Source organism: Enterobacter sp. 342, from assembly GCF_036663495.1.
Classification (GTDB): Bacteria; Pseudomonadota; Gammaproteobacteria; order Enterobacterales; family Enterobacteriaceae; genus Enterobacter.
This window is the reverse complement of sequence record NZ_JAWUEI010000012.1, coordinates 1-25,411: the sequence shown is the minus strand read 5'-3', so window position 1 is coordinate 25,411 and position 25,411 is coordinate 1. Positions and strand designations below refer to the sequence as shown.

The 25,411-nt window shown below is 50.9% G+C and carries 34 protein-coding genes, 1 pseudogene and 1 other annotated feature; of the genes and pseudogenes, 26 read left to right on the top strand and 9 right to left on the bottom strand.

The window, feature by feature from the left end:
- Positions 1–25 precede the first annotated feature (25 nt).
- Together V6E55_RS11880 and V6E55_RS11875 are read left to right on the top strand one after the other, a co-directional pair.
- A complete protein-coding gene (locus V6E55_RS11880) occupies positions 26–1,594 on the top strand; it encodes a formylglycine-generating enzyme family protein (protein WP_023288359.1) in 1,569 nt (522 codons plus the stop codon).
- Positions 1,595–1,629: 35 nt separating this feature from the next.
- Positions 1,630–2,133 (top strand): hypothetical protein, encoded by a 504-nt coding sequence (locus tag V6E55_RS11875; protein ID WP_017901263.1) that lies wholly within the window; start codon positions 1,630–1,632, stop codon positions 2,131–2,133.
- A gap of 59 nt (positions 2,134–2,192) precedes the next feature.
- Here the strand turns inward: V6E55_RS11875 and V6E55_RS11870 are convergent, their stop codons facing one another.
- Positions 2,193–2,648 (bottom strand): IrmA family protein, encoded by a 456-nt coding sequence (locus tag V6E55_RS11870; protein ID WP_032747566.1) that lies wholly within the window; start codon positions 2,646–2,648, stop codon positions 2,193–2,195.
- A gap of 552 nt (positions 2,649–3,200) precedes the next feature.
- Here V6E55_RS11870 and V6E55_RS11865 point away from each other — a divergent pair.
- The 3 genes from V6E55_RS11865 to istB all read left to right on the top strand — a co-directional run bounded on the left by V6E55_RS11865 (position 3,201) and on the right by istB (position 5,508).
- A complete protein-coding gene (locus tag V6E55_RS11865; protein WP_031521479.1) occupies positions 3,201–3,557 on the top strand; it encodes a hypothetical protein in 357 nt (118 codons plus the stop codon).
- 149 nt (positions 3,558–3,706) lie between these two features.
- The gene (istA, locus tag V6E55_RS11860; RefSeq protein WP_032747563.1) at positions 3,707–4,729 is read left to right on the top strand and encodes an IS21 family transposase; all 1,023 of its coding nucleotides are present in this window, start codon (positions 3,707–3,709) and stop codon (positions 4,727–4,729) included.
- Positions 4,726–5,508 (top strand): IS21-like element ISSen3 family helper ATPase IstB, encoded by a 783-nt coding sequence (istB, locus tag V6E55_RS11855; RefSeq protein WP_032747561.1) that lies wholly within the window; start codon positions 4,726–4,728, stop codon positions 5,506–5,508. Before istA ends, istB begins: the two co-directional genes overlap by 4 nt.
- Here istB and tssB read toward each other — a convergent pair.
- The 7 genes from tssB to V6E55_RS11820 all read right to left on the bottom strand — a co-directional run bounded on the left by tssB (position 5,451) and on the right by V6E55_RS11820 (position 10,044).
- Positions 5,451–5,960 carry a type VI secretion system contractile sheath small subunit gene (gene tssB / locus V6E55_RS11850; protein ID WP_032747556.1) on the bottom strand — a complete coding sequence of 170 codons (510 nt, stop codon included), beginning with the start codon at positions 5,958–5,960 and terminating at the stop codon, positions 5,451–5,453. The two genes, istB and tssB, sit on opposite strands and share 58 nt — an antisense overlap.
- A 681-nt stretch (positions 5,961–6,641) precedes the next feature.
- Positions 6,642–7,115: a DUF2913 family protein gene (locus V6E55_RS11845; protein WP_239661200.1), complete on the bottom strand. Its 474-nt coding sequence runs from the start codon at positions 7,113–7,115 to the stop codon at positions 6,642–6,644.
- A 225-nt stretch (positions 7,116–7,340) separates the two neighbouring features.
- Complete coding sequence (locus tag V6E55_RS11840) at positions 7,341–7,889, bottom strand: YagK/YfjJ domain-containing protein (RefSeq protein WP_031521473.1); 549 nt, start codon at positions 7,887–7,889, stop codon at positions 7,341–7,343.
- Between the two features lie 78 nt (positions 7,890–7,967).
- Entirely contained in the window at positions 7,968–8,384 is a 417-nt protein-coding gene (locus V6E55_RS11835; protein WP_032747550.1) for a putative zinc ribbon protein, read from the bottom strand.
- Positions 8,372–8,794: a putative zinc ribbon protein gene (locus tag V6E55_RS11830; RefSeq protein WP_072002000.1), complete on the bottom strand. Its 423-nt coding sequence runs from the start codon at positions 8,792–8,794 to the stop codon at positions 8,372–8,374. The genes V6E55_RS11835 and V6E55_RS11830 overlap by 13 nt, the downstream gene beginning before the upstream one ends.
- A gap of 288 nt (positions 8,795–9,082) precedes the next feature.
- Positions 9,083–9,322, bottom strand: coding sequence for a helix-turn-helix transcriptional regulator (locus V6E55_RS11825; RefSeq protein WP_028016384.1), 240 nt, complete (start codon positions 9,320–9,322; stop codon positions 9,083–9,085).
- Between the two features lie 152 nt (positions 9,323–9,474).
- The gene (locus tag V6E55_RS11820) at positions 9,475–10,044 is read right to left on the bottom strand and encodes an inovirus Gp2 family protein (RefSeq protein ID WP_028016383.1); all 570 of its coding nucleotides are present in this window, start codon (positions 10,042–10,044) and stop codon (positions 9,475–9,477) included.
- 449 nt (positions 10,045–10,493) lie between these two features.
- Between V6E55_RS11820 and V6E55_RS11815 the strand changes: the two genes are divergently transcribed.
- Positions 10,494–10,847, top strand: a complete 354-nt coding sequence (locus V6E55_RS11815) for a hypothetical protein (protein ID WP_316942887.1) — start codon at positions 10,494–10,496, stop codon at positions 10,845–10,847.
- A 44-nt stretch (positions 10,848–10,891) separates the two neighbouring features.
- Here V6E55_RS11815 and V6E55_RS11810 read toward each other — a convergent pair whose 3' ends face one another.
- Entirely contained in the window at positions 10,892–11,815 is a 924-nt protein-coding gene (locus V6E55_RS11810) for an IS5 family transposase (protein WP_442881659.1), read from the bottom strand.
- Between the two features lie 130 nt (positions 11,816–11,945).
- On the opposite strand from V6E55_RS11810, the gene V6E55_RS11805 reads away from it, so the two are divergent.
- From V6E55_RS11805 to V6E55_RS11710, 20 genes and pseudogenes are all read left to right on the top strand, one after another.
- Positions 11,946–12,230, top strand: coding sequence for a hypothetical protein (locus V6E55_RS11805; RefSeq protein WP_316942885.1), 285 nt, complete (start codon positions 11,946–11,948; stop codon positions 12,228–12,230).
- 1,506 nt (positions 12,231–13,736) lie between these two features.
- Entirely contained in the window at positions 13,737–14,807 is a 1,071-nt protein-coding gene (locus tag V6E55_RS11800) for a hypothetical protein (RefSeq protein ID WP_316942884.1), read from the top strand.
- Between the two features lie 142 nt (positions 14,808–14,949).
- The gene (locus tag V6E55_RS11795; protein ID WP_021314685.1) at positions 14,950–15,834 is read left to right on the top strand and encodes a GTPase family protein; all 885 of its coding nucleotides are present in this window, start codon (positions 14,950–14,952) and stop codon (positions 15,832–15,834) included.
- Between the two features lie 150 nt (positions 15,835–15,984).
- A protein-coding gene (locus tag V6E55_RS11790; RefSeq protein ID WP_410493451.1) for an IS3 family transposase occupies positions 15,985–17,225 on the top strand; the annotation gives its coding sequence in 2 pieces (ribosomal slippage) (positions 15,985–16,300 and positions 16,300–17,225; 1,242 coding nt in all).
- Positions 16,293–16,409 (top strand) — a sequence feature (AL1L pseudoknot). (Overlaps the previous gene by 117 nt.)
- A 396-nt stretch (positions 17,226–17,621) precedes the next feature.
- On the top strand, positions 17,622–18,236 hold the full coding sequence (locus V6E55_RS11785; protein WP_316942882.1) for a helix-turn-helix transcriptional regulator: 615 nt from the start codon (positions 17,622–17,624) through the stop codon (positions 18,234–18,236).
- Positions 18,237–18,345: 109 nt separating this feature from the next.
- Positions 18,346–18,849, top strand: a complete 504-nt coding sequence (locus tag V6E55_RS11780) for a hypothetical protein (protein ID WP_004856844.1) — start codon at positions 18,346–18,348, stop codon at positions 18,847–18,849.
- Between the two features lie 54 nt (positions 18,850–18,903).
- On the top strand, positions 18,904–19,170 hold the full coding sequence (locus tag V6E55_RS11775; protein ID WP_021314684.1) for a hypothetical protein: 267 nt from the start codon (positions 18,904–18,906) through the stop codon (positions 19,168–19,170).
- A gap of 12 nt (positions 19,171–19,182) precedes the next feature.
- Complete coding sequence (locus V6E55_RS11770) at positions 19,183–19,494, top strand: hypothetical protein (protein WP_004856838.1); 312 nt, start codon at positions 19,183–19,185, stop codon at positions 19,492–19,494.
- A gap of 58 nt (positions 19,495–19,552) precedes the next feature.
- A complete protein-coding gene (locus tag V6E55_RS11765; RefSeq protein WP_316942880.1) occupies positions 19,553–20,020 on the top strand; it encodes a hypothetical protein in 468 nt (155 codons plus the stop codon).
- Positions 20,021–20,066: 46 nt separating this feature from the next.
- A complete protein-coding gene (locus V6E55_RS11760; protein ID WP_004856832.1) occupies positions 20,067–20,609 on the top strand; it encodes a DUF4234 domain-containing protein in 543 nt (180 codons plus the stop codon).
- Positions 20,610–20,698: 89 nt separating this feature from the next.
- A complete protein-coding gene (locus V6E55_RS11755; RefSeq protein ID WP_004856830.1) occupies positions 20,699–21,517 on the top strand; it encodes a DUF932 domain-containing protein in 819 nt (272 codons plus the stop codon).
- A complete protein-coding gene (locus V6E55_RS11750) occupies positions 21,517–21,777 on the top strand; it encodes a hypothetical protein (RefSeq protein ID WP_049287279.1) in 261 nt (86 codons plus the stop codon). The genes V6E55_RS11755 and V6E55_RS11750 overlap by 1 nt, the downstream gene beginning before the upstream one ends.
- A 96-nt stretch (positions 21,778–21,873) precedes the next feature.
- Entirely contained in the window at positions 21,874–22,338 is a 465-nt protein-coding gene (locus V6E55_RS11745; RefSeq protein ID WP_004856826.1) for an antirestriction protein, read from the top strand.
- A 10-nt stretch (positions 22,339–22,348) separates the two neighbouring features.
- Entirely contained in the window at positions 22,349–22,828 is a 480-nt protein-coding gene (radC, locus tag V6E55_RS11740; protein WP_021314683.1) for a RadC family protein, read from the top strand.
- An 11-nt stretch (positions 22,829–22,839) separates the two neighbouring features.
- On the top strand, positions 22,840–23,061 hold the full coding sequence (locus tag V6E55_RS11735) for a DUF987 domain-containing protein (RefSeq protein WP_004856822.1): 222 nt from the start codon (positions 22,840–22,842) through the stop codon (positions 23,059–23,061).
- A gap of 22 nt (positions 23,062–23,083) precedes the next feature.
- A complete protein-coding gene (locus V6E55_RS11730) occupies positions 23,084–23,455 on the top strand; it encodes a type IV toxin-antitoxin system YeeU family antitoxin (protein WP_316942878.1) in 372 nt (123 codons plus the stop codon).
- Between the two features lie 2 nt (positions 23,456–23,457).
- The gene (locus V6E55_RS11725) at positions 23,458–23,688 is read left to right on the top strand and encodes a hypothetical protein (protein WP_004856818.1); all 231 of its coding nucleotides are present in this window, start codon (positions 23,458–23,460) and stop codon (positions 23,686–23,688) included.
- A 94-nt stretch (positions 23,689–23,782) separates the two neighbouring features.
- A complete protein-coding gene (locus tag V6E55_RS11720; RefSeq protein ID WP_004856815.1) occupies positions 23,783–24,160 on the top strand; it encodes a TA system toxin CbtA family protein in 378 nt (125 codons plus the stop codon).
- Positions 24,157–24,648 (top strand): DUF5983 family protein, encoded by a 492-nt coding sequence (locus V6E55_RS11715; protein WP_004856810.1) that lies wholly within the window; start codon positions 24,157–24,159, stop codon positions 24,646–24,648. The genes V6E55_RS11720 and V6E55_RS11715 overlap by 4 nt, the downstream gene beginning before the upstream one ends.
- A 128-nt stretch (positions 24,649–24,776) precedes the next feature.
- A pseudogene (locus V6E55_RS11710) lies at positions 24,777–25,334 on the top strand (DUF4942 domain-containing protein); the annotation flags it as partial.
- Positions 25,335–25,411: the final 77 nt, after the last annotated feature.

Sequence of the window (25,411 nt, the reverse complement as noted above, 5' to 3'; positions counted from 1 at the left end):
GCATCTATTTTAGCGGAGATCGTTCATGGCCTTTACTCCTTCCACATTATCGCGCTGCCTGGCGCTAGCCCTGCTGGTGAAGATCTCCCCCGCGCTGGCAGAACCGTGGGCAGAGAAAACCTATAATCCGAAGCCAGATAGCGATGACGTGATTTTGCCTATGCCCTGCGAAGGTTCGATGGTATTTCGTCGGGTAGAAATTCCAGTAGCCGGTCCTCTGGATGATATTCCCATCACCTTAGGGGAAGATGGCGGTGAATGGGGCTTTGTGGAACACAGTTATCCCACGTTTATCGCCGGTAGCTTTACTGAAACGCCCCAAAATAAAGGCCGTTATTATTTAATGGCGAAATATGAGCTGACGGCATTGCAATATCAGGCATTAACTTCCGATACTTGCCCGACACCATCGCGTAAACTTAGCCTCCCTCAAACCAGCATCAGTTGGTTTGAGGCCGTTAATTTCTCCGATAAATATAACCAGTGGTTACGCGCAAACGCGCTCGACAAGCTGCCGAAAGAAGATAACAAGCCAGGTTTTTTACGACTGCCCACCGAAGTAGAGTGGGAGTTTGCCGCGCGCGGCGGTCTGAAAGTGGATACCGCACAGTTTCGTGATTCCCGTTATCCGATGGACGACATCAAAAATTATGAGTGGTATTCCGGTTCGCAGTCCTCAAACGGGAAACTTCAGCTCATCGGTCTGTTAAATCCTAACCCGCTCGGCCTGTACGATATGTTAGGCAACGTCTCTGAGATGATGTTTACCCCCTTCTACCTCAATAAAATTAATCGATTGCATGGCCAGGCTGGCGGTTTTGTGGTGCGTGGCGGCAGCGTGATGTCCAGTGAGTCGGATATCCGCAGCGCTAGCCGTAAAGAAATTAACTATTACGATAATGCCCAGCCTTTTACCAGTAAAACAATGGGCCTGCGGTTGGTGCTGGTTTCCCAGGCAATTACCTCAACGGACCGGGTCAAACTTCTTGAGAAAAACTGGTCGACTCTCGGTGATGATAAAACGGGCGCAGAGAGCAGCAAATCCGGGTCCAATGATACGGCGAAAGCGTTAGGTAGCCTGGCTTCTGGCGTTGAAGACGGCGAGCTGAAGAAAAAGCTGAAAGATCTGGAAAACCAACTTCGTGCCAGCAACCAGCAGCAGCAAGAAGAAAGAGCACAGTCTATCCGCGCCAGCCTGAATCTGGGCTCTTTTCTCTGTACCAAATTACAGGACGATGGTCGTTTCCTTGACTTCCTCAATCACAATTATGAGCTGCTGTGCAAAGATAAAGACAGCAGCGATGCCAACTGTGCCATCCGCAAAAATAAGCTGGCGGAACAAACCGATCGTCTACAGCAGCTAACGAGCTACTACGCCAGCAGTCTGGTGGATTCCGGCACCCTGTATGGGCAAGCAGGGCTAAAAGGCGAAGTGAACGTGTTCAATCAGATGCTGATGCTGAATAAACGTCTTTCCGGTCTTAAGCCGTTCCTCGCTGCTCATTGGCAGAATCAGCAAAAATACCTAGCGAACGGCAAAATTGATACAGCTGGCTGGCTGGATACCTGCAAACAAGTAAAGAACGGCCACTAATCGTAAACATGTCAGTTTATAAAGGAGTAAGGAACGTGAAATTAACTCTACGAATTGCGGCGTTGACCATTGTCTGTATGTCACTCAGCCAGACAGCTTTAGCTGCGTCTTACAGTGCGGAGGATCAGGAACAATTAACGCTGGAATGCCTGCTCACCAATAATAAATACGCCAGCGCCTTTATTGCGCAGGATAGCGCGGGATATGCCCTGGGAACCCAGTCTGCTCCGACTGCTGAGCTGAATCTTGTCACTAATCAACCGGGGGTTAACGCCTACTATAATTCTCAGATGATCGCCGGTGGCTCGCTTTACTGGATACGTGTCGTCAAAGGCCCCTATGAATATATTGTTTACGATAAAGAGCAGCACGGCGATATGTCAGGTGTGGTTGTCACAAAAAAAGGGAAAAGAATCTTCCACAAAGATTGCAAGGAACCTATCAAGGTGGGTACACAAAACGATGGCAGCATCTTTAGCCGATTTGCGCAAGAAGATACAGAAGGCGATCGTATTATCGATTTAATCAACAAAGCATAAACGCTTATTTCGTCGTAATGGGGATGTATATCTATCATCCCCATAGAAGGCAGCTAAAGCTATCCGCTTTTTTGTACGCTCATTTTTAATGGTTGATAATATTGCGGATCAAACATCGACAGTGGCAGAGCATGGACTGAACCATCCGAAGACGTTTCCTCAACGTCGGTAATCACGATGTTGGCTGTATTTTCAACCGCATCACAGCTGAATTCAGTTGCCGAAAGGGTTGAGCGAGTTGCACTGCTATCGCCAAACGGCTGAACATCAAGAGTTCCTTTTTCCAGAACGGCTCCCGATTTATCAGTTAATTGTAAGCTGACTGTCAGGTTATTGAATGTCCCATCACCGCCGTTATCCAGCCGGAATACCAAAGAACACACGCCCTGCACCCAACTGCTATCCGTATTACGAATACTAATATACCGATGGTCATTCTCCGTACTCACTGCGGGGCCAACCATGCCGCCACAAAGTACGGCCAGCAATAAGCTGCATAATGTTTTCTTAATCATAATCTTCTACGCCCTCATTCCTCACGCCGCCTCACAAAATTCTGTTCTCTTCCCCGATACGTATGTCGGTTTTAGCCTATTTCAGTGCCAACTCAATCTGTTCTATTGCTTTCTAAGCATATTGTAATGAGCTATATGGTTAAAAAATAGTAATACACTAAACAAACTAGCACTTCAATTTAAAAGCGTTACTCACGAAAAAATTAGAGCGATAATTAGTTCGTTAAAAATAATAACATTACAAAATTAGTAATGTCTATTCTTTCTTGTTGCTTGTAGAAAAAACAGCCTAATCAATAGACCCTATGCAAAATTCATTGAGATGGATCATTTGAGTATATGAACGGTTTTGCTAACGTCATTAATCGTTATTATGTAAAACGTTGTTTTGTTTTCCTACGTATACCTAATGCGGAATATAAGGAAATAGCATTCTATAAAGATATTGGTGAAGAATAATTAATGAGTAGTTATTGCATGGGTGTTTTTAAAAAGTTAATGAATGATTCCATGAATAACATAATATCAATTAACAAATAGGTGTAAAAAGTAATGGCTACTAAAATTCGCATGGAGAATCCACGTACTGGCGAGACAGTAACAGGATTTTATGGTTTTTCCTGGACTACATTGTTTTTCGGAGCGTTTCCAGCTCTTTTCAGAAAGGACTTCATAACCTTCATCGGTACTTTTATCGTGCTGATTATCCTTGCTTTTCTCACCATGGGTATTGGCTCGATGATTGGCATGATTATTTGGGCATTCATGTATAATAAGTACTATACAACTAATCTTATTAAGAAGGGTTTTGCTTTTGCAGGAACCAACACAGAGAATGAGCTTGCATCAGGTAAGCTTAATCTCCACTTAAATGCTGATAACTGCCTCACATACAGAATTGGTAATTAAGTATCCAATTGAGCCACCAATGAGTGGCTCAAGTATTCATTATTCTTCAGGTACGAACTCAGTTGTTACCAACGGTGCAAAACTGATCCACCCCAGCGGTTGAAAATTGATCCAGGGGTTAATCTGCTCCTCTGAATACAGGGGAGCTTATGATCACTTTTGAGATTCGTATGAAAATTAAAGTCCTGCACAAGCGGGGAATGAGTATCCGGGCCATCGCCAGAGAACTGGGTATTTCGCGCAATACTGTCCGCAGCCACCTGAATGCCAATCCTGAAAAGCCGCAGTATTCACCACGCCCGGCATCATCATCACTGCTCGATGAATACCGCGATTATATCTGTAAGCGGATCAGCGACGCGCATCCCTACAAAATCCCGGCTACCGTTATTGCCAGGGAAATCATGGAGCTGGGCTATCGTGGAGGTCTGACTATCCTGAGGGAGTTCATCCGTTCGCAGACACTCCCCGTACAGGCAGAGCCGGTTGTTCGCTTCGAAACCGAGCCCGGACGGCAGATGCAGGTTGACTGGGGGACCATGCGAAACGGTAAGTCTCCCCTGCATGTGTTCGTTGCTGTTCTGGGGTACAGCAGAATGCTTTACATCGAGTTCACCGACAACATGCGCTACGACACGCTGGAATCCTGTCACCGCAATGCGTTCAGCTTCTTCGGCGGCGTACCGCGGGAAGTTCTGTACGACAAGATGAAAACGGTAGTGCTCCAGCGAGATGCTTACCAGGCCGGACAGCACCGGTTCCATCCTTCCCTGTGGCAGTTCGGCAAAGAGATGGGCTTCTCTCCGCGGCTGTGTCGCCCCTTCAGGGCACAGACTAAAGGTAAGGTGGAGCGAATGGTGCAGTACACCCGCAACAGCTTCTACATCCCGTTAATGACGCGTCTTCGCCCGATGGGGATAACCGTCGATGTTGAGACCGCAAACCGTTACGGTCTGCGCTGGCTGTACGATGTGGCTAATCAGCGGAAGCATGAAACTATCCAGACCCGCCCCTGTGATCGCTGGGTGGAGGAACAGCAATCCATGCTGGCACTGCCACCGGAGAAAAAACAGTATGACGTGCAGGTTGACGAAAGCCTGGTGACCTTCGACAGGCAGCCGTTGCATCATCCGCTGTCCATCTATGACACGTTCTGCAGAGGAGCCGCATGATGGTCGAACTACAACATCAACGGCTGATGGTGCTTGCTGAACAGCTCCAGCTGGACAGCCTTATCGGCGCGGCGCCGGCACTGTCGCAACAGGCAGTGGTTCAGGAATGGAGCTACATGGACTTCCTGGAGCACCTGCTACATGAGGAGAAACTGGCCCGGCATCAGCGTAAACAGGCGATGTACACGCGGATGGCAGCCTTCCCGGCGGTGAAGACGTTCGAGGAGTACGACTTCACCTTCGCCACCGGCGCACCTCAGAAGCAAATCCAGTCGCTGCGTTCCCTGAGCTTCATCGAACGTAACGAAAACATCGTGTTGCTGGGCCCCTCGGGCGTGGGGAAAACACACCTAGCGATAGCCATGGGCTACGAGGCAGTACGGGCTGGCATCAAGGTTCGCTTCACAACAGCAGCAGACCTGCTGTTACAGCTATCGGCTTCCCAGCGTCAGGGGCGTTACAAAGCGACACTCAATCGTGGTGTCATGGCCCCCAAACTGCTCATCATCGACGAAATAGGCTATCTGCCGTTCAGCCAGGAGGAAGCCAAGCTGTTCTTCCAGGTCATTGCCAAACGTTACGAAAAGAGCGCGATGATCCTGACCTCTAACCTGCCGTTCGGGCAATGGGACCAGACGTTCGCCGGGGATGCAGCGCTGACATCGGCAATGCTGGACCGGATCTTACATCACTCACACGTAGTCCAGATAAAAGGAGAGAGCTATCGACTGAAGCAGAAACGAAAGGCCGGGGTTATAGCAGAAGCTAATCCTGAGTAAACAAGGTGGATCAATATTAGACCGTTGGTGGTGACGGTAAGTGGATCACTTTTTACCCGTTGTTGACACTTGAGATCACGGAGTAAATTGCGCATGGAAAGCATGGCCTTCAACTGAGGGATTTGCCGGGAAACCTGCTCCGGGGTGAAATCTTTCATGCTCCGGAAGGTCAGGCTGATGTTGTCTTCGCTGCCGTCATCAGCCAGCGTGTTTTTAACGGTCAGATTGACGTTTGGGGAATATTCGGACAACACTGAGTCGAAATTATTTTTATTCAAATCAACTTTTTTGCGCTCAGACAGGGGGGCAGACTCCTGACTATTACTGAAGTCGCCCGCCACGAGCAATTTCAGGGGGAGCTCCGTTTTCTTGCTCGCGCCACCAGTGTGCAAATCAAGTTTTAAATTAATACGCACTTTAGGGATTTCGGACTGAAAGGAAGAGTTAGACATGGCTGTCCCTGTTCTATGAAGTAATAGAAACGGTCAATGCCAGTGAGAAATAAATAAGAAAAAATTACCCTGCCAGAACAACTTTTCGGTTCGCGTCATCCGACGTAAATAAAAACCCCGGAACTAAAAAGCGGGCGCATTCCATCCACCAGCATGCCGACACTGTATTTTTGAGCATTTGCCTGAAATGGAAAATTTCGGATAAGACCCAATAGCCGGAGTATAGGAACGTTCCCTGCCAGATCGGAAATGAAAAAATGTAATAATATTTTACATTTCTAAGCTTTAACAATTAAAGATCATCTTTCTGATTTATAAGAATTTTCTTGCATAACCCCTTCAGGCCTGTGGGATAAGGATGTGCGGCAAATGATCAGTTTATCTTAGGGTGCATATCTGTGCGAAATACCACCAATCGCATGAAATCTCTGGTTTTGTATTTTTATCGAAAAATGTGAAGCCGGACGTGACTGAGCATGTGAAAAATTGACGACATTTTCAGGTTTTCATCATTTCTGATTATTCACTTAAACGGTGCTTATTTGTTTTCGTCAGAAGAAAATAAATGTCATGACTGCCCTTTACACATGCCTCAATACCAGAAAGTAAGCACGACCCGGATATCTGCCATTCAGGGAATGGGTTGTGATCAGACTGACTAATGCGTTGAGAATGTTTGTTCTATTGCTCAGGTTGTAATGCGATCCGGTTCAACGCCATCATGACTGGCGGGAGGGCATGGGCCTGAAAAACCTCTGCACATGTTGACAGGTTGCCCGTCACCAGAAATTCCACCAGCGCAATCAGTTTACCCTCATCCGAAAATCCACCGGTCAGTGCCGACTTCCTTACCAGCAATGCATCCGTATCGCTGAATTCCTGGACCAGAAGCGCTTCATTGTCCCAGTCCTCGTCACTCACCACTGCATTGACCCAGTCCTGCGATTTAAGTTGTTCAATTGCATACGTCAGCCGGTACAAATCCGACTGAGCAGACACCGGCCCCGAGCACGAAGACCAGAGATATTCCAGACGAGTGAATAAGCTGGCAGCAAAGCCCTTCTGGCGCCCAAGTGTCATCAGACTCTCAATATCGGATGCGATAGCATGCGGAAACCGCTTTTGCTTATACGCCACAGTCAGCCAGCGCAGCAAAAATGCATGCTGAGTGGCGACAGCGCCTGACCATCCTGCTGCACGGTACGTAATGCGACAAGGGCGCACCAGGCAAAATGTGCAAGTTCAGCGACGGTTTGTTCCGGAGGTAGAGTATCGTGAGTTCTTTTCATCAGGGAATTATATCGGTGCTGAGGGTACCGGAAAAGACCAAAAAGTGATCGTGTGGGGTCAGACGGAACATCATCACGGTAACCAGTACGCTCACGGGCAAATAACACCCGTTCTGGCCGTAATCACGGGAGGTACCATGTTATCCATTCCGGCCTTCAACCGGCCAAACGGCACGGTAAAAGCGTTCTTATCTGAACGACTAATGATGAAAGATGACATGCTGGTAACGTTATTATCAGTGTGTATCACCGCACACCATGCCTCTCTGAGTATCCTGCTCATGTCCTGCTGTACGACCCCATCGCGCAAGGCCCCCAGCGTATCAAGATTAATCAGCAGCAGTATTTTGCGCTCTGGTGCACTGGCAGACTCCCACATCCATCGCAGGATCGTTGGCGGTGAACTCTGCCGCGCCTGCTGACGCTGGCGCGAATATTCGCCGGTGCGCTGCCAGACTTCAGTATGAAAACGCAGAATCAATGACCGGTATTCGCTCATGGTTTCTCGATACGGCAATTTCAGCGTAAAGCTGAATGCCGCCAGTCGCGGGTAATGGTCAACGGCCTGTTGCAGAAATGCACGCGTACTGACGGCATCCGCGCTGACAGCATCAGAAGCCCGTGTGTAAGAATGATTCACAATGCAGACTCTCTTTGGGTTAAATCAGGGAAGACCCCGCCAGTGCGGCGGTATCTGGTTCATAAAGGCGAGGGAGGACTATCCGGTACTGTAGCAGTAGTTTCTCTGCCAGTTCACTTCTTCGATGCTGTAGATACCGGTCTGGCATCGGTAACAGTGCTTCACGCCCTGATAATGGTCGCCGCACCACACACAGTACCAGGACAGCGTCATCACCGTAGCATCCAGTCCGTTGAGCATATTGCGCAGCTTCCTGTGCCGGGCCCCGGCTTTCACTTCCGGGTCGAGATGGGCACAGTTCATCAGCACATCCCGGGCCACGGTCCGCGTATCGTGTTCAAACCACGCAGGGTCGCTGAAGGTGCCAGCATGCAGCACCAGACGACAGCCACAGGAAGCACAGCTCCATACCTGCCCCGGTGCGCTCATGGCTTCACCGGCCGTCACAAAGTGACCTTCACGGTCATTTGCCAGGTAACATTTCAGTACGCGCATGCCGTTACCTCTGCAGTCCGGATTTCAGCATCAGAGAGCGTCCTGCTGAACTCACCGGTTCGGCAGGTCAGGCAATAGCGCTCACCGTGATAATTACTGTCGCAACCACTGCAGTGCCAGACGGCGCGGTAAACCAGCGGACGGGCATCCGGTACATACCATTGCAGCTGCCGGATATGGCGGGTCCCTTTCGCTTCCAGGTTGACATACGGACAATGCTGTCGCCCGTTATCTGTCAACATGTCGGACCTGTGTTCAAAGAACGGTCGCTCAGTGTTGTATTCAGGATGGTATCGCAGCGCACTGCCGCACAGGTGGCAGGTGTAGCGGTCATACGGATACCGTTGTGCTGTTCTGGCTCCGGTGAGACGACCATTACCGTCAAGGGCGATGAAAGATTTGGCGTACATCGTGGTACTCCTTACCGCCAGACGACACGCAGGCGTAAGCCGTCCCGATATGGGCTGCATGGCTGCGTGAATGGCGGGTCAGTTATGCGTTAGCGGAAGATGATTCTTGGTATTCAGTCTCTGCAGCCCACCGGGATTACGGTTGTGCAGATGCTACAGAGGTGCGAAAACAAACGGGGCAGGGTCTGGCACCACAATACTGCCTGCGGCAACGGGGACACTTACAGCGCGCCGGGATGTTCTGTGGTTTAGTACGGCGTTGTTTTTCCATCAACAAACCTCGTCTGCTCAGGCGCCACGGGAATCTGCGATACGCTGCTGCATCCAGGTTTCCACCTCGCTTCTGCGCCAGCGCGAACTGCGGCCCAGCTTAATGGGTTTGGGAAACAGACCGTCGCCAATCAGTTTATAAAACCACTTGTCCGTCATACCGGTGTACGTGGTGATAAAAGTCATGTCGATAAGCGGGTCCTGAGCTGAAAGCAGTGTGTCAGGACTGGCATTAATGTTCGAATTCGTCGTGGTCATGGTATTTTTCTCCCTCTGAGGATATGGCTGTCGGGAGACGTCCGGTAGTGGTTGAATCATGGGGTTACCGGTTCGCCTCAGAGGATAGGGAAACGTTGTAAAAAATTACCCGGCCCGTACGTTCAGGCCTGGTGAATCGATATATGCCTGGCTCAACCGCGGCTGCAACCGAAGTTACGTTCACCATCGCCGGTGACTTTGGTTTCGCGTTTGGCAAGATAAGCGGCCTGCGCCAGCGCCTGTTGAAGCTCTGTGGTATTACCGCGCGTCAGCCAGGACACCGGGCTCTTCGGGAAGCGGGCCAGAACGGCATGCGCCTGTGCATCCACCTTCAGAGCACTGCACCACGCCTGTTTAATCATACCTGCGAGCGAATCCGGGTCCTGGTAATCCCCCGGTCCGCACCACGTATCGCGGTTCAGCAACAGCACCGCGTGGTAATGCTTCTTCCCTTTGATTTCACCAAACTCCCGCGCCCAGACAAAACGCAGCGTGGTCGGCCAGACGCGTTTGCCCTCGCGACGTTGACGCGCCTGAAGGGCTGTAATTCGGGCTTTCAGGGAATCGGTGAAACGGGAGATAACGGCTGTATCGCTTGCCGCTGGCGTATCCGGCAGACGGAGGTCAACACGCAGGGCCAGTAAGCGGGTGTAAGCGTTAAGCGCACAACTGAAGGTATCGGCGATGCGTTGCTGCCAGAAAGGGTCGTATGTGTAACTCATTAAAATGGACTCCGGTGGGTTATCGTTCATAACCATTACCAGCGCCGTAAAAAATAACTTTTTGCCTTCAGCGGGTCCCTAAGCAGGTCCCCAGAGATGGCAGGATTCGATAAAATATCGGGGGTGGCAGGGAGATATATGCAACGGGTAGCAGCACAGTGACTGAAGCCATGAGGTCAATACGAATTAACAACGATTCTGGCGCAGGGTGACCCGAATACTGCGAAAAAACAGTCTTCCCGTTACCGACATCTCCAGGGCTACAGTGAACAATGGACATGGAAAGAAGATAACCAGAGGAAATAACAATGATTGTTGACGTTGAGGAAACCCCGGCGATCGCGCTGGCACTGTTGAAAGAAATACTTCACGACTGGTAAAAGACCGTTCCACCATCCTGGCCCTCAACCTGGCCTGTATTTAACCGGCTGGTTGAACGTCATGACGAGATGGTGGTGGTATACAGGGAGATAGCGCCCAGCAGTCTCTCCAGACAACAGCTCTGGGTGCTGCTTGAGCAGATTATCCATGCCGGTAGCTTTGGAACCGATGAGCGCTTTGCACAACTACGGGCTGATCATCAGGAGCTTACGGCCCTGAATGACAGTATCAGCGCCATGAGCCAGAAACTGGCTGAAATGCTGGAGCGACGTACAGAGCTTAGTGGGAACGGTCACTTTCATTGCGAGCGTATGCGTAAACTCACCGAATTTATCGATGATGCCGGAGAGAAGAACGATCATTATCAGCTTCACCTTAAACCAGAACTGCAGCGGCTTAATAGTTTCGATCGGCTTTGTTGAATAAATAAGATTTCGTGCGAACGACCCTGTAGCTGGCTGGATTTTCAGGCAATACGCACGCTTTCTGGCATCCCAGCCTTTGTCATCCTGTTCAACGCACGCACCATGGCCATAGCTTCCGCTACCTGACCATCGTAGTCACGCAGCGTCAGTGAATCTCCCAACAACTGCTTCATTCTGTACATTGCCGTTTCCGCTATCGAGCGACGGTTATATTCCGTTGTCCATTTCCACCGTGCATTGCTTCCGCTCAGCCGCTGAATAGCAACGGCACGGTTGCGGTCTGCGTACTCACCGGGCCAGTAACCTGCTCCTTTTCGGGGAGGAATAAGCGCGCTGATTTTTTTGCGGCGCAGTTCATCGTGACAGAGCCGGGTATCGTAAGCCCCGTCTGCCGCGGCTGCCCTGATTTTTCTGTGAGTCTGCCGGATAAGGCCCGGGAAGGCTTCTGAGTCCGTGACGTTATTCAGCGACAGGTCTGCACAGACAACTTCATGTGTGTTGCTGTCAACAGCAAGATGCAACTTTCGCCAGATACGACGGCGCTCTTTGCCGTGCTTTCTGACTTTCCATTCGCCTTCACCAAAGACCTTCAGCCCGGTGGAATCAATCACCAGGTGTGCGATTTCACCCCAGGGGGACGTTTTGAAACTGACATTAACCGACTTTGCCCGCTTACTGACACTGGTGTAATCCGGGCAGCGCAACGGAACGTTCATCAGGGCAAAAATGGAATCAATAAAACCCTGCGCAGCCCGCAGGGTCAGCCGGAATACGCGTTTAATCACCAGAACGGTGGTGATGGCGAGATCAGAATAGCGCTGGGGCCTTCCTCGTGATGAAGGCGTTGCCGACTCATACCAGGCCTGAATCGCCTCATCATCCAGCCAGAAAGTGAGGGAGCCACGGTTGATGAGAGCTTTGTTGTAGGTGGACCAGTTGGTGATTCTGAACTTTTGCTTTGCCACGGAATGGTCTGTGTTGTCGGGAGGATGCGTGATCTGATCCTTCAACTCAGCAAAAGTTCGATTTATTCAACAAAGCCGTTTCGATCTTAAGTACTGGCCTGACATTGCCGGGATTATTCGTTCGCTGGGTATGGAGGAGGTTGAGGTTACATTTGCTGATGAAGCGACGGAGGCGATAATTAATGCACGCCGCCCTTCGCTGACGGATTTCTTCAGAGCGTTATTCGATAACATCGGTATGCAAAAAACAGGGGATTACTACGCCTTACCACGAACGTTTAAACTCTCAGATGCAGCGCTGGCGACAATTTGTAATATCACCCGTAGTTTGCCACCCGATGAACTCGTTGACGCCGCTTATGTCAAGCGTACCCGTCATCGTCTGAAAACACAGGGTTTTAGCGCGATATGGTGAAGCCACCAGCCCATGTGATAGTCATTGCCAGATTTACTTAAGCGTTTGATGTTTTGTATTGACCAGGTTTAAAAAGGGTCTGTGGTTACCCTGAAAAGCGAATATGACTCCGGCGGGATGTATATACCCGGGGTAAGAGCCCCTGTACCAGCCCCCGCTGCCATCATGATATTACTACCTCGTTCAATAAACCCGATAAATAATCGTTGTCGGGACTACTGTTAAAACGCTCTGTAACGCATCACGCTCAACGTATTCATACCATCCACAGATTTCCATTAGCGTTATCTTTTATGCGATTACAGGGGCTTACAGAAAGCTTCAGTAACATTCAGGTTTATAACATCAAACCGTTTATCAGATAACTTACGATAATGCGTTAATTGTTTCTCAGACACTGAAAGATTTGGCCATAACAATACGCGATGTTACCTGCATTATCCGGCCTGCGGTACATGCCCGAACTATTACTCCCGACAAAATCTACATACCCGGATTTATGGTTCGTTGATGTAATCAATACCCTTGCACATACTTAGCGTATTAACACGATCCTTTCAGCTTCCATTGGTTATCACATTACCTGTTATAGTCAACCCTCGTAATAACACGTTAAACAGACAGGCTAACACCAGTAGCACCCACCGTGTATTTACACTTCGCACAACGCTGCCATACGCTCAGTCCATCCTCCGGCAATATTATCGACCGCACTACCCTCCCTGAAGATTTACACACCAAAGATAATATCACTAAGTTTAATATCTAACGTATTTACTCATTTACGCAGTCTTATCTCAAAGTAATGGCCTCGTCTTGTCTCTTTATAAAGGGAAATGACTGAGAGAAAGCACTGTCTGACGAGTAGCCTCACCTGCCGGTTGATATCATCGGCAACTACCTTTTCAACTGTAATATTGCCTTTCAAGTGATACTCTCTTCCAGGCTGTCATTCATCCCTCTGAGTAATGTTCTTGTACTAACTGTTGTTTAACCATAAAGAAAGGGCTATCTTTATTATATTAATACCAATCCAACACATCGGGCCTGACTGCAATACCAGAGCAGGTTACGTCAGGCCTGGTCTATACGCGATAAAAGCCATGCACGTTCACTCTGGAATTATCTTTACCAACACCCCCCCAAAAAAACACTTTGCCGCCTCAAATAACCTCAACCACTATAACGCCCAAATTTACACAACTCACAGAAGCCATCTCCCTGATTCTGAGCAATGAAATGAAAATATACTAGGGTAAACCTGCCTGCTGCCAGAAATTCCCTCTGAAGCGAACCCGGTATCATGACGGGGTGAAGACGAGAGCATGCAGAAGAACAAACGGAGGAATAAGATAAAGTTAAAGAGTAGTGGGTAAGCGAACAAGAATCCCTAAAAACAGAGCACAGAAAGAAATAAATCATTAAAAACAGCAACATTAAAACCATGGTAAAACCGTGATCAAACCAACATAAAACCACAATCTTACTTCACGATGACTACCAGATATGTTTTTTAGTGACGATAAAACCATTGTCATGCTACTTTATCCCCACAACAATCACTACACAAACCACTACTATGTAGTTTGTTTTATGGAGCCTTTTATAATGGCAATAAATTACATTAATGGCAGACAAATACCCGTTAAAAATCGTGACATACGAATCTGCAATTTTTATATTGCCTGGTTAGAAATAAACAAAAACATCAGAGCAGAAGGGGTTAACCGTCAGGAAGCAGGCAGCTGCCATCAGGCAGTTAATCATCTCCTCAATAAGTACTATCCTGATAAAGAACAGCAAGACAGACTCCTGGCAGATATGCATACCGCCTGCGACGAGAATATCTTACCTGCAGAAAAATTTGACTGGATTGAAAACGACGAGCGGGCCGCATTCTGGATGTGGGGTTATCTCTGTGAAGCGAGTGACTATCAGCTTGGTATTCTCCGTTCAGGAGATGCCCCTTTCGGTCAGAACTGGTATCAGTTCCTTCAACTCAATAAATCCCCGGCAAGCCACCGGGAAAGAATGCAACTTCTCTTCAATTTCTTTGACTGGATAATTATTCCTGCCCCACCAGTTAATCACCTTAAGAGCCAGGTAATGGACAGGCTCAAAGACCAGTGGAAAAATATTTACAGCAAACCTGCTCCGCTGAAATGGTTACCTGATGAGGAAGAGGCGGTACTGTGGGCATGGAACAGTCTTAAATCGCTACAGGAAGAAAGAAACGCCCCCACCGGCGGACTTTCATTTACGCTTTCTTCGCCGGGGCTGAGCACCTGGTTTACCCCTCTGAGCCATGCTGAACGAAATTTAGCGCTACGTGCCGCACTTGATTTATGGGATGACGCACCGGATACCAAACGGCTATTCCTGCTTAATCTGAATAAAGCCTGGAATCAGCAGAAGCTACGTCAGTCCCGCACAGATAAAAAAGCACTCAATACGTACCTTAAGAACGAAACTAAAATGCGACTCGACTTTATGGCTGAACGCAGCGGAGTTCGCATCAGCGATATGCTGGAAACTCTGATTAATGACCATTACCGAAAAACCTGTGGTGGTGAGTGAGGACTTTGAGCTAAAAACAAGGTGAGCGGAGGCAGTAATACAGCCCATACATGACATTCAAAAAAATTTCAGACCTATATTACCTGTGTGAGAAGGGCAGCAGAAATGCTGCCATTTTGTTATTTCACTCACGGAGGTTAATGTGTCAGATAAAACTGAACAGGGTCTTGATGGCCTGAAGCAACAGCTGTCTCTCCTGCCCGAAACACTCTCCCGTACGATACTAAATCGCATCCGCCAGCACATCCATTACGAGCCGGTCGTTGGCATTATGGGTAAAACAGGGAGTGGGAAAAGTTCTCTATGTAATGCGCTCTTTCAGCAGCCCCTAAGCCCGGTCAGCGATGTGCAGGGCTGTACCCGTGAACCGCTTCGCTTCACGCTCGATATTGGCGGGCGTCGCATGACGCTGGTCGATTTACCCGGTGCCGGTGAATCTCTGGACTATGACCGTGAATACCGGCAGCTATATAAAGATCAGTTACCGACGCTGGATCTTATCCTCTGGGTGATGAAAGCGGATGACCGGGCCTGTGCGACCGACGAAGCGTTTCACCGGTTCCTGCTCAATTGTGGCGTCTCACCGGGCAGCATTGTCTTCGTCATTAACCAGGCCGACAAGGCGGAACCCTCGCTGGAATGGGACAGGGAAGCGTGTCTGCCCTCCACTGGCCAGTTGCTGACGCTGACCACCCGAAGCGCAGCCATCTCACGGCAGTTCTCCTGTCCTTATCCGGTTCATGCGGTGTCAGCCAAAACAGGCTACAACCTGGCCCGTCTGGTCGAAACCATGATATTTGCCCTGCCCCCGGAGGCCAGCAGCGGCGTTTTTCGTCAGGTCAGGGAAGAGCACCGGACTACGGAGGCAGAGAGTACCGCCCGACAGGATTTCGGCGATCTGCTGGGTGAGTTATTCAGCCGGATAGTGGACGCCATTCCGCTGCCAAAGGCGGTCCGTGAAGCGCTGGGAACGATCCGCGACGGCATTGTGAATGCCGCTTCTGCGCTGTGGCACTTACTTTTTTGAGGTGGTGGAAATGATACTCAGGACACTGACATGGTCCCTGTTACGCATGCGGCTGCGCTATATCCGAAGACGGGTGGTTAACAGGATCCTGGATTACTGAACCGTACCGGGTTTCTTGGAGACTAAACTCTCAGTGAAAGGAGACCCAAAATGAAATCACAATCCGCCAAACGCTATCCCCCTGAACTGCGTGAGCGCGCTGTCAGAATGTTGTTGGAACACCGTGATGAGTATGACTCTGAGCCGGATGCCATTCGTGCCATATCGTCAAAAATCGGGTGCCATTACGACACCCTACGAGCCTGGTTGCGTCAGCATAAAAATGATGTCCGTGGTGGTGTCAGCCCCGTCAGCACTGATGATGGTGGACTGAGCACCAATGAGCGCCAGCGTTTAAAAGAACTGGAGCGTGAAAATCGGGAGCTACGCCGCAGCAATGATATATTGCGCCAGGCCTCAGCTTATTTTGCTCAGGCGGAGCTCAACCGCCACTGGAAAAAATAATGCCACTTATGCAGCGTCTGAGTGGTACACACGGGGTCGGGCCGGTATGTCGCGAACTGGATATTGCCCCGTCGACATATTACTGGCATCAGCAACGCCAGCTACATCCTGAGAAATGTAGCCAACGAGAAAAGTGCGATGCTCAAATTATCCAGGAGATAAAACGCGTTTACGGAGAAAATTACAGTGTCTATGGGGCACGAAAAGTCTGGCGTCAGTTGCTCCGCGAGGGCTTTAGCGTCGCCCGGTGTACTGTTGAACGCCTGATGAAAATAATAGGTCTTCGGGGCGTACTCCGTGGCAAAGTCATCAAGACCACGATCGGTCGTAAAACAGCGGCAGCAGCGGATCTGGTAAACCGCCAGTTTGTGGCAGAACGTCCCAATCAGCTTTGGTGTGCAGATTTTACGTACGTTAGCACCTGGCATGGCTTCGCCTATGTGGCGTTCATCATCGATGTGTTCGCAGGCACGATCGTTGGCTGGCGGGTCTCATCGTCGATGGAAGCAAGGTTCGTGCTGGATGCTCTGGAACAAGCTCTGTGGGCACGTCGCCCCTCAGGTACAATCCATCACTCGGACAAGGGCTCCCAATACGTGTCACTGGCGTACACCCAGCGGCTGCAGGAGGCGGAGCTGTTGGCGTCGACAGGCAGTACAGGCGACTCTTACGATAATGCCCTGGCCGAGAGTATCAATGGCCTTTACAAAGCGGAAGTGATCCACCGTAAAAGCTGGAAAAACCACACGGAAGTGGAGCTTGCGACACTGGCGTGGGTGGACTGGTTCAACAATCGAAGGTTACTGGAACGGCTAGGACACATACCGCCGGTAGAAGCCGAAAAAGCTTATTATACTACCAGTACAAATAATGATCTGGCAGCCTGAGCTTCCGGACTAAACACTCTCCAAAAAAACCGGGGCGGTTCATACTGCCGGCGCGCAGGCTGGCCGGAGAAAGAGATCCACAGCGTCCGTTGGGCTCTCATCCTTCTGTTTCGCCTCTTACTGCGTTTACTGAGGGCGAGATTAATAAAACGCAATACTACAGCCACCTTCAGCCCTGACAACGCCTCCTGCTGACCGGCTTTATGACAGAGTATGACCGCGTAACGCTCACCAGCTAAGCGATGTGAAATTATCATCGTAAATTCAGACAGTTATCGTGGGAAAAATATTGCATCTTTTCTGCCGCGCTGTCTTATCGCTGGTCATATCCTGTCCACACCGTCCTGCATAATAACCGCATGAGTTATCTCGGTATTTTTCATTCACGGAGGGCATATGCGCGCCACGAACCCTGCGCCCCGACACGACAGGCTGGCACTCAGGCTGTCAGTTATTATTAGCCGGCTTTTTGCTGGTGAATCCCTTTCACTAAAAGCGCTGTCCGGTGAATTTGGCGTATCTGAACGCACCCTGCGCCGGGATTTCTCTCAGCGTCTGCTGCATCTGGATCTGACTGGCGATAACGGCTGCTGGCGGTTACGAACAAACCCGATGCGCGACCATACTCCTGGTGCGCTGGCGTTTGCCCGCAACACCGGAATAGCCCGTCTCATTCCCTCACAGAGCCGCCATCTGATGCAGCTGTTGATGGATGAAAACGGCACATCTCCATGCCTGATAGGCCATGCACAGCAGCCCGCGGGGATCCTCCCGGACTGCTTTGAGCGACTTGCTGAAGGCATTTACCACCACCGTCTGGTCAGCCTGTTGGTTAAGGGGATTCGTCACGACCACCTTGAGCCCTACCGGCTAATTTTCTCACATGCAGACTGGTATCTGGTGGCCAGCCAGTATGGTGCGATACGGGTATTCAGGGTTGAGGAGGTAACGTCGGTCTCTTGTCTGAACGCTCTTTTCACCGGCGCAGTGAAACCAGCGCACTCATTGTAGACGCGGATTTCATCAATGCCCTTCCGCATTTTCACTTTATCAGCAACGTCATTCATACCTTCCGGGAGCTTTCTCCCGAACCTCACACCAGACCAAAAGGAGTTAAAACATGAAACACGGTACAGCCCTGCTGCTGAGCGCAGGAATGATGCTGGCATCGCTGTCAGCCGTAAATGCCGCTACGCCCGATGCCCTTATACAGGCATACCACCAGCGTTGCGGAAAGCCCGTCTTCTATGCGCAGACCGTTAACCACAAAAAGGAAGTCGAGATTTGCATCATCACCCCGTCGGTATCGTACTCATTCGGCAGGACCGGCGCAGAACATAAGGAAATGGACCTCACCGTACCGGCAAACACCACCACGTACGCTTACCAGAGCAATCAGGTAATCAGTCTGCAGGAATTCACAGTCAGAAACGGAGACACCTCATACCAGGTATCTGCCGGGACAAACGATGAAGGCAGACCGTTCGCGTCCCTGGACGTTTACAAGGGAACACCTGAGTCGGGCCAGCATCTGGCGGAAATCCGGCTCGACCCGAACACGGTGGTGAACAACATCAGCCATGCCCTTGCACAGGAAGGCGTGGTGCAATCGGACAGCCTCTGAGCAGAGGCGTTTTAACGAATGGATATTAACACAATGATTCACAGGCAATTAAAAATGACGACGGCTTCCCGGGGCGCGTTACTGGCCGTCACTCTGCTGTCAGCTCTGGCCGTGAGCGGCTGTGGTGACAAAAACGAACAAGAGTTTATCCGGGGCTGTAAGTCCGGTGGCGGAACCACCGCGGTCTGCGGCTGTATCTGGGATGAGCTGAAGACGAAATATACCCACGGGGAACTGGAGAAAATGAACCAGCAGTACGGCTATGTCCCCCCGCGTTTTATGGACAACATGCTGAGTGCCGCTCAGCAGTGCAGAAAATAAGGACTTACCAGAATGGGGCTTGTTATTAAGTATTTCGCAATTGCCTTTGGCATCGCGCTTGTGGTTGTCCTGTTTAACGTGTTCGGAAATACGGGCGAAATCCGCAGTTTCGGGCAGGGGATGGGGTATCTGTTCTGGATGACGCTCGGCCCCGGTGCCGGTATGACTATCGGCGCGTTCCTGCGCCAGTGGCTGATGCCGGATGCGGTATACACCAGCGAAGGTATGACCGGGCTGCTCAAAGCCCGCTTGTTCTGGCTTGTGGGGCCTCAGTGCATCGGCTGGCTGGCCGGTCTGATAACGGTTGGCAAACAGCTTATGTAACACCCACGGCGGATTCATCAACAGTTGCCCGCCTCTTAGATAATTTAAGGAAACGTTCATGCGTAAACTATCTGCCGTTCTGCTGGTAACAACACTGGCATTCACTGGCATCGCTCACGCTATCCCCAATATGTGGACCAGCGGCTTCGGCATGGGAGTGACCGAATACATCATCACCAGCCCCGAAAATGTGATGTTTAACCTCAATTGCACAGGCAACCCCGATGAGCAGAACATCCTGCAGCATCACGTCATGCTCACCTTTCCCGATGGTTCCGGGGCAGACTCACATGACGACCATACCGCCATCACGCTGGTAATAAACGATCGACAATTCCCGCTCCCTTCGTCTCTGGGATGGCGTAATGCGGACAATGCCTGGTCGCAGTTTATTACGGCTCTGGGACAGGCTGCACATTTTGATGTGTATGTGAATGACAGGAAAGCCGGCAGTTTTAACCCGGGGATCAGGAATACACAGCAGGAGCTGAAAAATATCAGCGACTGTGAAAATACGGCCGGTTAATTCACGGAAACACTCCCCCCACTCGTTTAATACAGGAATTTAGTTCATGACAGATATCACGATTAATACCCTCAGCCAGCGGCTGAATACCCGTACGCTGCATTTTGTCCTGCTCAGCATGGTCACCTGCGGCGTCTGGCCCCTGCTCTGGCTCTACAAAAAGCAGGATATCATCAGCGAGACCACGGGCTACCCGCTTTACGGCAATCTGTTTATTATCTGGCTCACCGTCTGTTTCGGGCTCAGTCGTCAGTTGGGTGCCATGGCAGCACCTGACCCGTACGGTTACGACTCAACCGGCGATATCCTGCTGGCCATCAGCGGGCTGCTCTCAATAGCCAGTGGTGTGATGTATGTGGTCTGGGCTTTCAAGGCCAGAACCGCGCTGCGTCACTTTGCGCTGAACACGTTTCGCTTTGACCTGAAGATGAACGTCTTTTATACCGTGCTGTTTAACGTCTTCTACATCACGTACTGCATCAATGACATGCAGCAGGCGCTGGCGAAACACCAGATTATTCACAGGAACACCACAACACCGGGTGAACATGCTCCGGCCCAGGCGGCAGAACAGACGAACCAGCCCTGACAACTGCCACAACACAGGTATTACACACCACCAACGCCCTGCTCATCCGAGCGGGGCGTTTTCTTTTATTTCTCAGAAAGGAAATTTCCATGCGCTTAGCCAGCCGTTTTGGCGCTGCCAGCCTCGTGCGCCGCGACCGCCCATTAACCCGCGATGAACTGGCGCACTACGTGCCCAGCGTCTTCAGCGAAGAAAAACATGAATCCCGCAGCGAACGTTACACGTACATCCCGACCATCACCCTGCTGGATAACCTGCAGCGGGAAGGCTTCCAGCCGTTCTTTGCCTGCCAGACACGCGTGCGTGACCTGAATAAACGCGACCACACAAAGCACATGCTGCGCCTCAGGCGTGAAGGCCAGATTACCGGTAAACAGGTCCCCGAAATCATTCTGCTTAACAGTCACGACGGCTCCAGCTCATACCAGATGCTGCCGGGGTTGTTTCGTGCAGTCTGCCAGAACGGACTTGTCTGTGGCGAAACCTTTGGGGAGGTGCGCGTGCCGCATAAGGGTAATGTGGTGGAGAAAGTCATTGAAGGGGCTTATGAGGTACTGGGGATATTTGACCGGGTCGAAGAAAATCGGGATGCGATGCAGTCACTGTTACTCACGCCACCGGCACAGCAGGCTTTTGCAAAAGCCGCGCTGACGTACCGCTTTGGTGAAGATCACCAGCCGGTGACGGCATCCCAGATACTGACGCCCCGCCGCTATGAAGACCGTCAGGACGATCTGTGGTCAGTTTTCAATCGTTGTCAGGAGAACCTGCTGAAAGGGGGTCTGCCGGGACGTACTGCCAAAGGCAAGCGCAGCCATACCCGCGCGGTTAAAAGCATAGACGGAGACGTTAAGCTCAACCGCGCCCTCTGGGTAATGGCGGAAGAACTACAGCAGGCACTGAGCTGATGCCACCGCTACCTGATAACGCCCACCAGGCAACCCTTTATCCGACCGCCCTGGAAAACACTCCCTGCAGCCGCTCCATCTCCGATGACGACCTGTGCGCCTGGTGCTCACACCTTCTTTATCGTCCCGGTGAACTCAGCCTGTGCCGCTTAATCCTCCCGGAGGGCCACTGGCCCTCACGATGCGATGCAGATGGCTATGCACAGTCCTGCCCACAGCTACTCCTGACCACATCACCTGCTGAACTTACCTGCCAGTAACGCATTCCTTCACCATCACGCCTCAAATCACCTTTTCCACACATCAGGCTCCCGTTTACCGGAGTCGCACTTATGACCTTTCAAAAGGAATAACCAATGAATAACGCTACAAATCTGCAAACCCTTTCAGACCTCGAAAATACCAACACTCTCATCGTCACGTTGTTGCCCGATGAACAGCGTATCGGCTTCTGGCCACAGCACTTTGGTTCCATCCCGCAGTGGATGACCCTTGAGCCGCATATCTTCGCCTGGATGGACCTCTTCTGTGCAGACTATTGCGGGGGTATCTGGCAGTTTTACACGCTGAGCAACGGCGGTGCTTTTATAGCCCCGGAGCCCGATGGTGATGACGTTGAAAAATGGACGCTGTTCAACCCGATGAATGGCAACGATGTGGAAATGAGCGCAGAGGCCGCGGGCATAGCAGCCTGCCTGATGGCTTACAGCCACCACGCCATGCGCACCGAATGCGACGCCATGACGGAGCACTATTACCGTCTGCGGGACTACGCGCTCAACCACGCGGAATGCAGCGCCATCATGCACATCATTGACTGAGGATCCCGCTATGGAAACACAGTTACCACTGTTTGCCGCCGAATTACCGGCATCCGCACAACACACCATCCGTGAGGCACTAACCCTGCTGGAGCGTCAGTTACGCGAACCCGGTGCGTCATTTACCTCCAGTAGCTCAGTACGTGACTGGCTGCGCCTGCAGCTTGCCACACTGGAGCGCGAAGAGTTTACCGCGCTCTTCCTCGATAACCAGCACCGGCTGATTGCGCACGAAACTCTCTTCACCGGCACCATCAACCATACGCAGGTCTATCCACGGGAGGTGGTAAAGGCTGCACTGAAATATAACGCTGCTGCCATGCTCGTGGCGCACTGCCATCCTTCAGGGCACGCAGAGCCCAGCGATTCAGACAGACGGATCACAGAACGTCTTAAGCAGACGCTGGAGCTGGTCGATATTCGCCTGCTGGACCACCTGGTGGTTGGCGGGATGGATATAGTGTCTTTTGCCGAACGAGGCTGGCTTTAAGGAGACCGGTGATGAAGATTATCAGCAAACGCCAGGCGATGGCGATATACCGCCAGCATCCGCAGTCCCGGCTGTTCCGCTTCTGCACAGGGAAATACCAGTGGTCCGGCAGCATCTGCCACTATGCCGGACGGGAGGTGCAGGATATCAGCGGTGTGCTCGCCGTATTCGCTGAACGCCGCCAGGACCGCAACGGCCCGTATGTTGTCCTGCGCAGCGTTACCCTGAATTAACACATAGTTAAGGATTACTTAAATGCAAAGCTCAACAAATGTAGCAAACCACGATATTGCCGCCTCCTGGTGGGGACTTAAGCCTGCAGCTATCCCGTGTTTTGGCGCACGACTGGTACAGGAGGGCAACCGGCTGCATTACCTGGCTGATCGCGCCAGCATCACCGGCACCTTCAGCGAATCAGACCTGCGCCATCTGAATCTGGCATTTCCACTGCTGTTGAAACAACTTGAGTTAATGCTCACCAGCGGTGAACTCACTCCCCGACATCAGCACGGCGTCACGCTCTACGCAAAAGGACTGACCTGCGAGGCAGACACCCTCGGCTCCTGCGGGTACGTTTATCTTGCGATTTATGCGACGCCACCTGCGGCACAACCCGGAGGAGAATAGCCATGCAACACGCCTGTAAAATCAGCGAGGTCATTGAACTGCTGAAACAACATCAAAATGACGACTTCGTATTGTGTTCACTCTGGTACGAAGACGATGTACACAATGTGGATGAGTCTGTTACGACAGAAGAGGCCAGAGCGGCATTATGCCATGCAGCCAGCCATCACGACGCAGAACAGGGCATTAACTGGTTCACACTGGAGGCCGCACTTGACGCCATCAGACAGTAAGTGGATTACCTGAAAAACACCGTAATTCACCATCCCCCTTCACCGTAATCCCCCCGACCATCAACATCTTATTTATTTAACAGAGATCAACTTTATGCAAACCTTACCCACCATCCCGACGAGGAAGGTATCGTCACACCCGTCGCCGGTAGAAATCTGGCAGCAACTTCTTACTTATCTGCTGGAAAGGCATTACGGCCTTTCGCTTAACGACACACAGTTTGGTGATGGCAATGTGATCCAGCAGCATATTGACGCCGGGATTTCACTGGCAGATGCACTCAATTTTCTCGTTGAAAAATCTGAACTGGTACGAATTGATCGCCCCGGTTTCTCCATTCAGCATCAGTCTCCGTTCATCAGCGCTATTGACATACTCCGGGCCAGAAAGGCCACCGGCCTGATGCAACGTACCGGCTATAAGGCGGTGACTTGCGCCATCAGTGGGCAGTCATCCAGGGGGCAGCAATGAAGCTGTCCCTGACGGTGGAAGCCGATACCGTTAATGTACTGGCCCTTAATGGGGGCCGGATCGCCGTCGATATCGATGGTATTGAGCTGGCTGCGCTGATTGATGTGGTCAGTGATAACGGGTATTCGCTTCGTGTTGCTGATACCCCAGGGAGGTTGGTTGTTGAAGATCAGCTACCACGTACCGCCCGTCTGAATGGGATCCAGTGCAGTACCGCTCATATCACGTGTGAGGATAACGCTATTCTCGACCAGGTCACTCTTCAACGCCACGACGGCGGCAACAGTGACTGGATACTGTGCACCGGCTACGGTTACCTGCTCAGACTTAATGCTCGCTTATACCCAGTGCTGGAACTAAAGAGATTGGGGCTTTCAAAGGGCTGCCGTCGGTTAGTGACCACACTGATACGACGTTACGGGATCGATATGCTACATCTGGATGCAGCGGGTGACCTGTTGCCGGGTTTTAGCACCTTCAACTGGTAGTCTCTCCTTCCGACATGCTCAGTCTCTGCAACACATCCGCTCAGAATAATCACAGCCCTGTATTCACCACACGCATAAACGCCAGCCCTCACCGACTGGCGTTTTGCTTTATATAAAGGACATAAACTATGTCAGAACTTACTCTCACCGAATCCGAAGTGTTAACCGACAATACCGATGTAATTTGCTCGACCAGCATTGAACGTATCGTCACCGGACGCAACGCGGCGCTGGCTCAAATTGAAACGCTGATACAGCAACTCGACGATATCTCGACACTGACTAGCAACATCGGCGGTGGTAAAGCAAATGAATGGGGAGTACGGCAATACCGTTACGACTGCTGGTTGATGGATAAACCAGAAACAGCGATAAAAGCCATCACCCAAAATATCGATCGCAGCATCTGGAAAGACCTGATGAATAAGTCGGGAATGCTGGCGCTCATGGACGCACAGGCACGCGACGAGTGGTACAACAGCCTGGAAAAGGACGATATTCCCGCTATCAGTGAAGAGAATATTCTCAGCACCTTTGAGCAACTACATCAGAGTAAAGCAGAGGTGTTCGAGCGAGGGATCATTAACGTGTTTAAGGGACTAAGCTGGGATTACAAGAGCAACAGCCCCTGCAAATTCGGGAAGAAGATCATCGTTGATGGTCTGGTACAATATGACCGTTGGGGATTATTAGGCGACAATTACCCCGTCCGCATCGCGACAATTACTCTGGCCTGTTTGTAATCTGAGCGTCCTGTTTCTTC

Coding starts and splice junctions, on each gene's coding strand:
- V6E55_RS11800 (WP_316942884.1), top strand. CDS start 13,737: ATGTTTTTTAGTGACGATAAAACCATTGTCATGCTACTTTATCCCCAC.
- V6E55_RS11715 (WP_004856810.1), top strand. CDS start 24,157: ATGAAGCTGTCCCTGACGGTGGAAGCCGATACCGTTAATGTACTGGCC.
- V6E55_RS11830 (WP_072002000.1), bottom strand. CDS start 8,794: ATGTACGCCAAATCTTTCATCGCCCTTGACGGTAATGGTCGTCTCACC.
- V6E55_RS11780 (WP_004856844.1), top strand. CDS start 18,346: ATGAAACACGGTACAGCCCTGCTGCTGAGCGCAGGAATGATGCTGGCA.
- V6E55_RS11805 (WP_316942885.1), top strand. CDS start 11,946: ATGGAGGAGGTTGAGGTTACATTTGCTGATGAAGCGACGGAGGCGATA.
- V6E55_RS11760 (WP_004856832.1), top strand. CDS start 20,067: ATGACAGATATCACGATTAATACCCTCAGCCAGCGGCTGAATACCCGT.
- V6E55_RS11870 (WP_032747566.1), bottom strand. CDS start 2,648: ATGATTAAGAAAACATTATGCAGCTTATTGCTGGCCGTACTTTGTGGC.
- V6E55_RS11835 (WP_032747550.1), bottom strand. CDS start 8,384: ATGCGCGTACTGAAATGTTACCTGGCAAATGACCGTGAAGGTCACTTT.
- V6E55_RS11745 (WP_004856826.1), top strand. CDS start 21,874: ATGAATAACGCTACAAATCTGCAAACCCTTTCAGACCTCGAAAATACC.
- V6E55_RS11725 (WP_004856818.1), top strand. CDS start 23,458: ATGCAACACGCCTGTAAAATCAGCGAGGTCATTGAACTGCTGAAACAA.
- V6E55_RS11865 (WP_031521479.1), top strand. CDS start 3,201: ATGGCTACTAAAATTCGCATGGAGAATCCACGTACTGGCGAGACAGTA.
- istA (WP_032747563.1), top strand. CDS start 3,707: ATGATCACTTTTGAGATTCGTATGAAAATTAAAGTCCTGCACAAGCGG.
- V6E55_RS11785 (WP_316942882.1), top strand. CDS start 17,622: ATGCGCGCCACGAACCCTGCGCCCCGACACGACAGGCTGGCACTCAGG.
- V6E55_RS11755 (WP_004856830.1), top strand. CDS start 20,699: ATGCGCTTAGCCAGCCGTTTTGGCGCTGCCAGCCTCGTGCGCCGCGAC.
- istB (WP_032747561.1), top strand. CDS start 4,726: ATGATGGTCGAACTACAACATCAACGGCTGATGGTGCTTGCTGAACAG.
- V6E55_RS11750 (WP_049287279.1), top strand. CDS start 21,517: ATGCCACCGCTACCTGATAACGCCCACCAGGCAACCCTTTATCCGACC.
- V6E55_RS11720 (WP_004856815.1), top strand. CDS start 23,783: ATGCAAACCTTACCCACCATCCCGACGAGGAAGGTATCGTCACACCCG.
- V6E55_RS11775 (WP_021314684.1), top strand. CDS start 18,904: ATGACGACGGCTTCCCGGGGCGCGTTACTGGCCGTCACTCTGCTGTCA.
- V6E55_RS11770 (WP_004856838.1), top strand. CDS start 19,183: ATGGGGCTTGTTATTAAGTATTTCGCAATTGCCTTTGGCATCGCGCTT.
- V6E55_RS11735 (WP_004856822.1), top strand. CDS start 22,840: ATGAAGATTATCAGCAAACGCCAGGCGATGGCGATATACCGCCAGCAT.
- radC (WP_021314683.1), top strand. CDS start 22,349: ATGGAAACACAGTTACCACTGTTTGCCGCCGAATTACCGGCATCCGCA.
- V6E55_RS11730 (WP_316942878.1), top strand. CDS start 23,084: ATGCAAAGCTCAACAAATGTAGCAAACCACGATATTGCCGCCTCCTGG.
- V6E55_RS11880 (WP_023288359.1), top strand. CDS start 26: ATGGCCTTTACTCCTTCCACATTATCGCGCTGCCTGGCGCTAGCCCTG.
- V6E55_RS11815 (WP_316942887.1), top strand. CDS start 10,494: ATGGTGGTGGTATACAGGGAGATAGCGCCCAGCAGTCTCTCCAGACAA.
- V6E55_RS11765 (WP_316942880.1), top strand. CDS start 19,553: ATGCGTAAACTATCTGCCGTTCTGCTGGTAACAACACTGGCATTCACT.
- V6E55_RS11820 (WP_028016383.1), bottom strand. CDS start 10,044: ATGAGTTACACATACGACCCTTTCTGGCAGCAACGCATCGCCGATACC.
- V6E55_RS11825 (WP_028016384.1), bottom strand. CDS start 9,322: ATGACCACGACGAATTCGAACATTAATGCCAGTCCTGACACACTGCTT.
- tssB (WP_032747556.1), bottom strand. CDS start 5,960: ATGTCTAACTCTTCCTTTCAGTCCGAAATCCCTAAAGTGCGTATTAAT.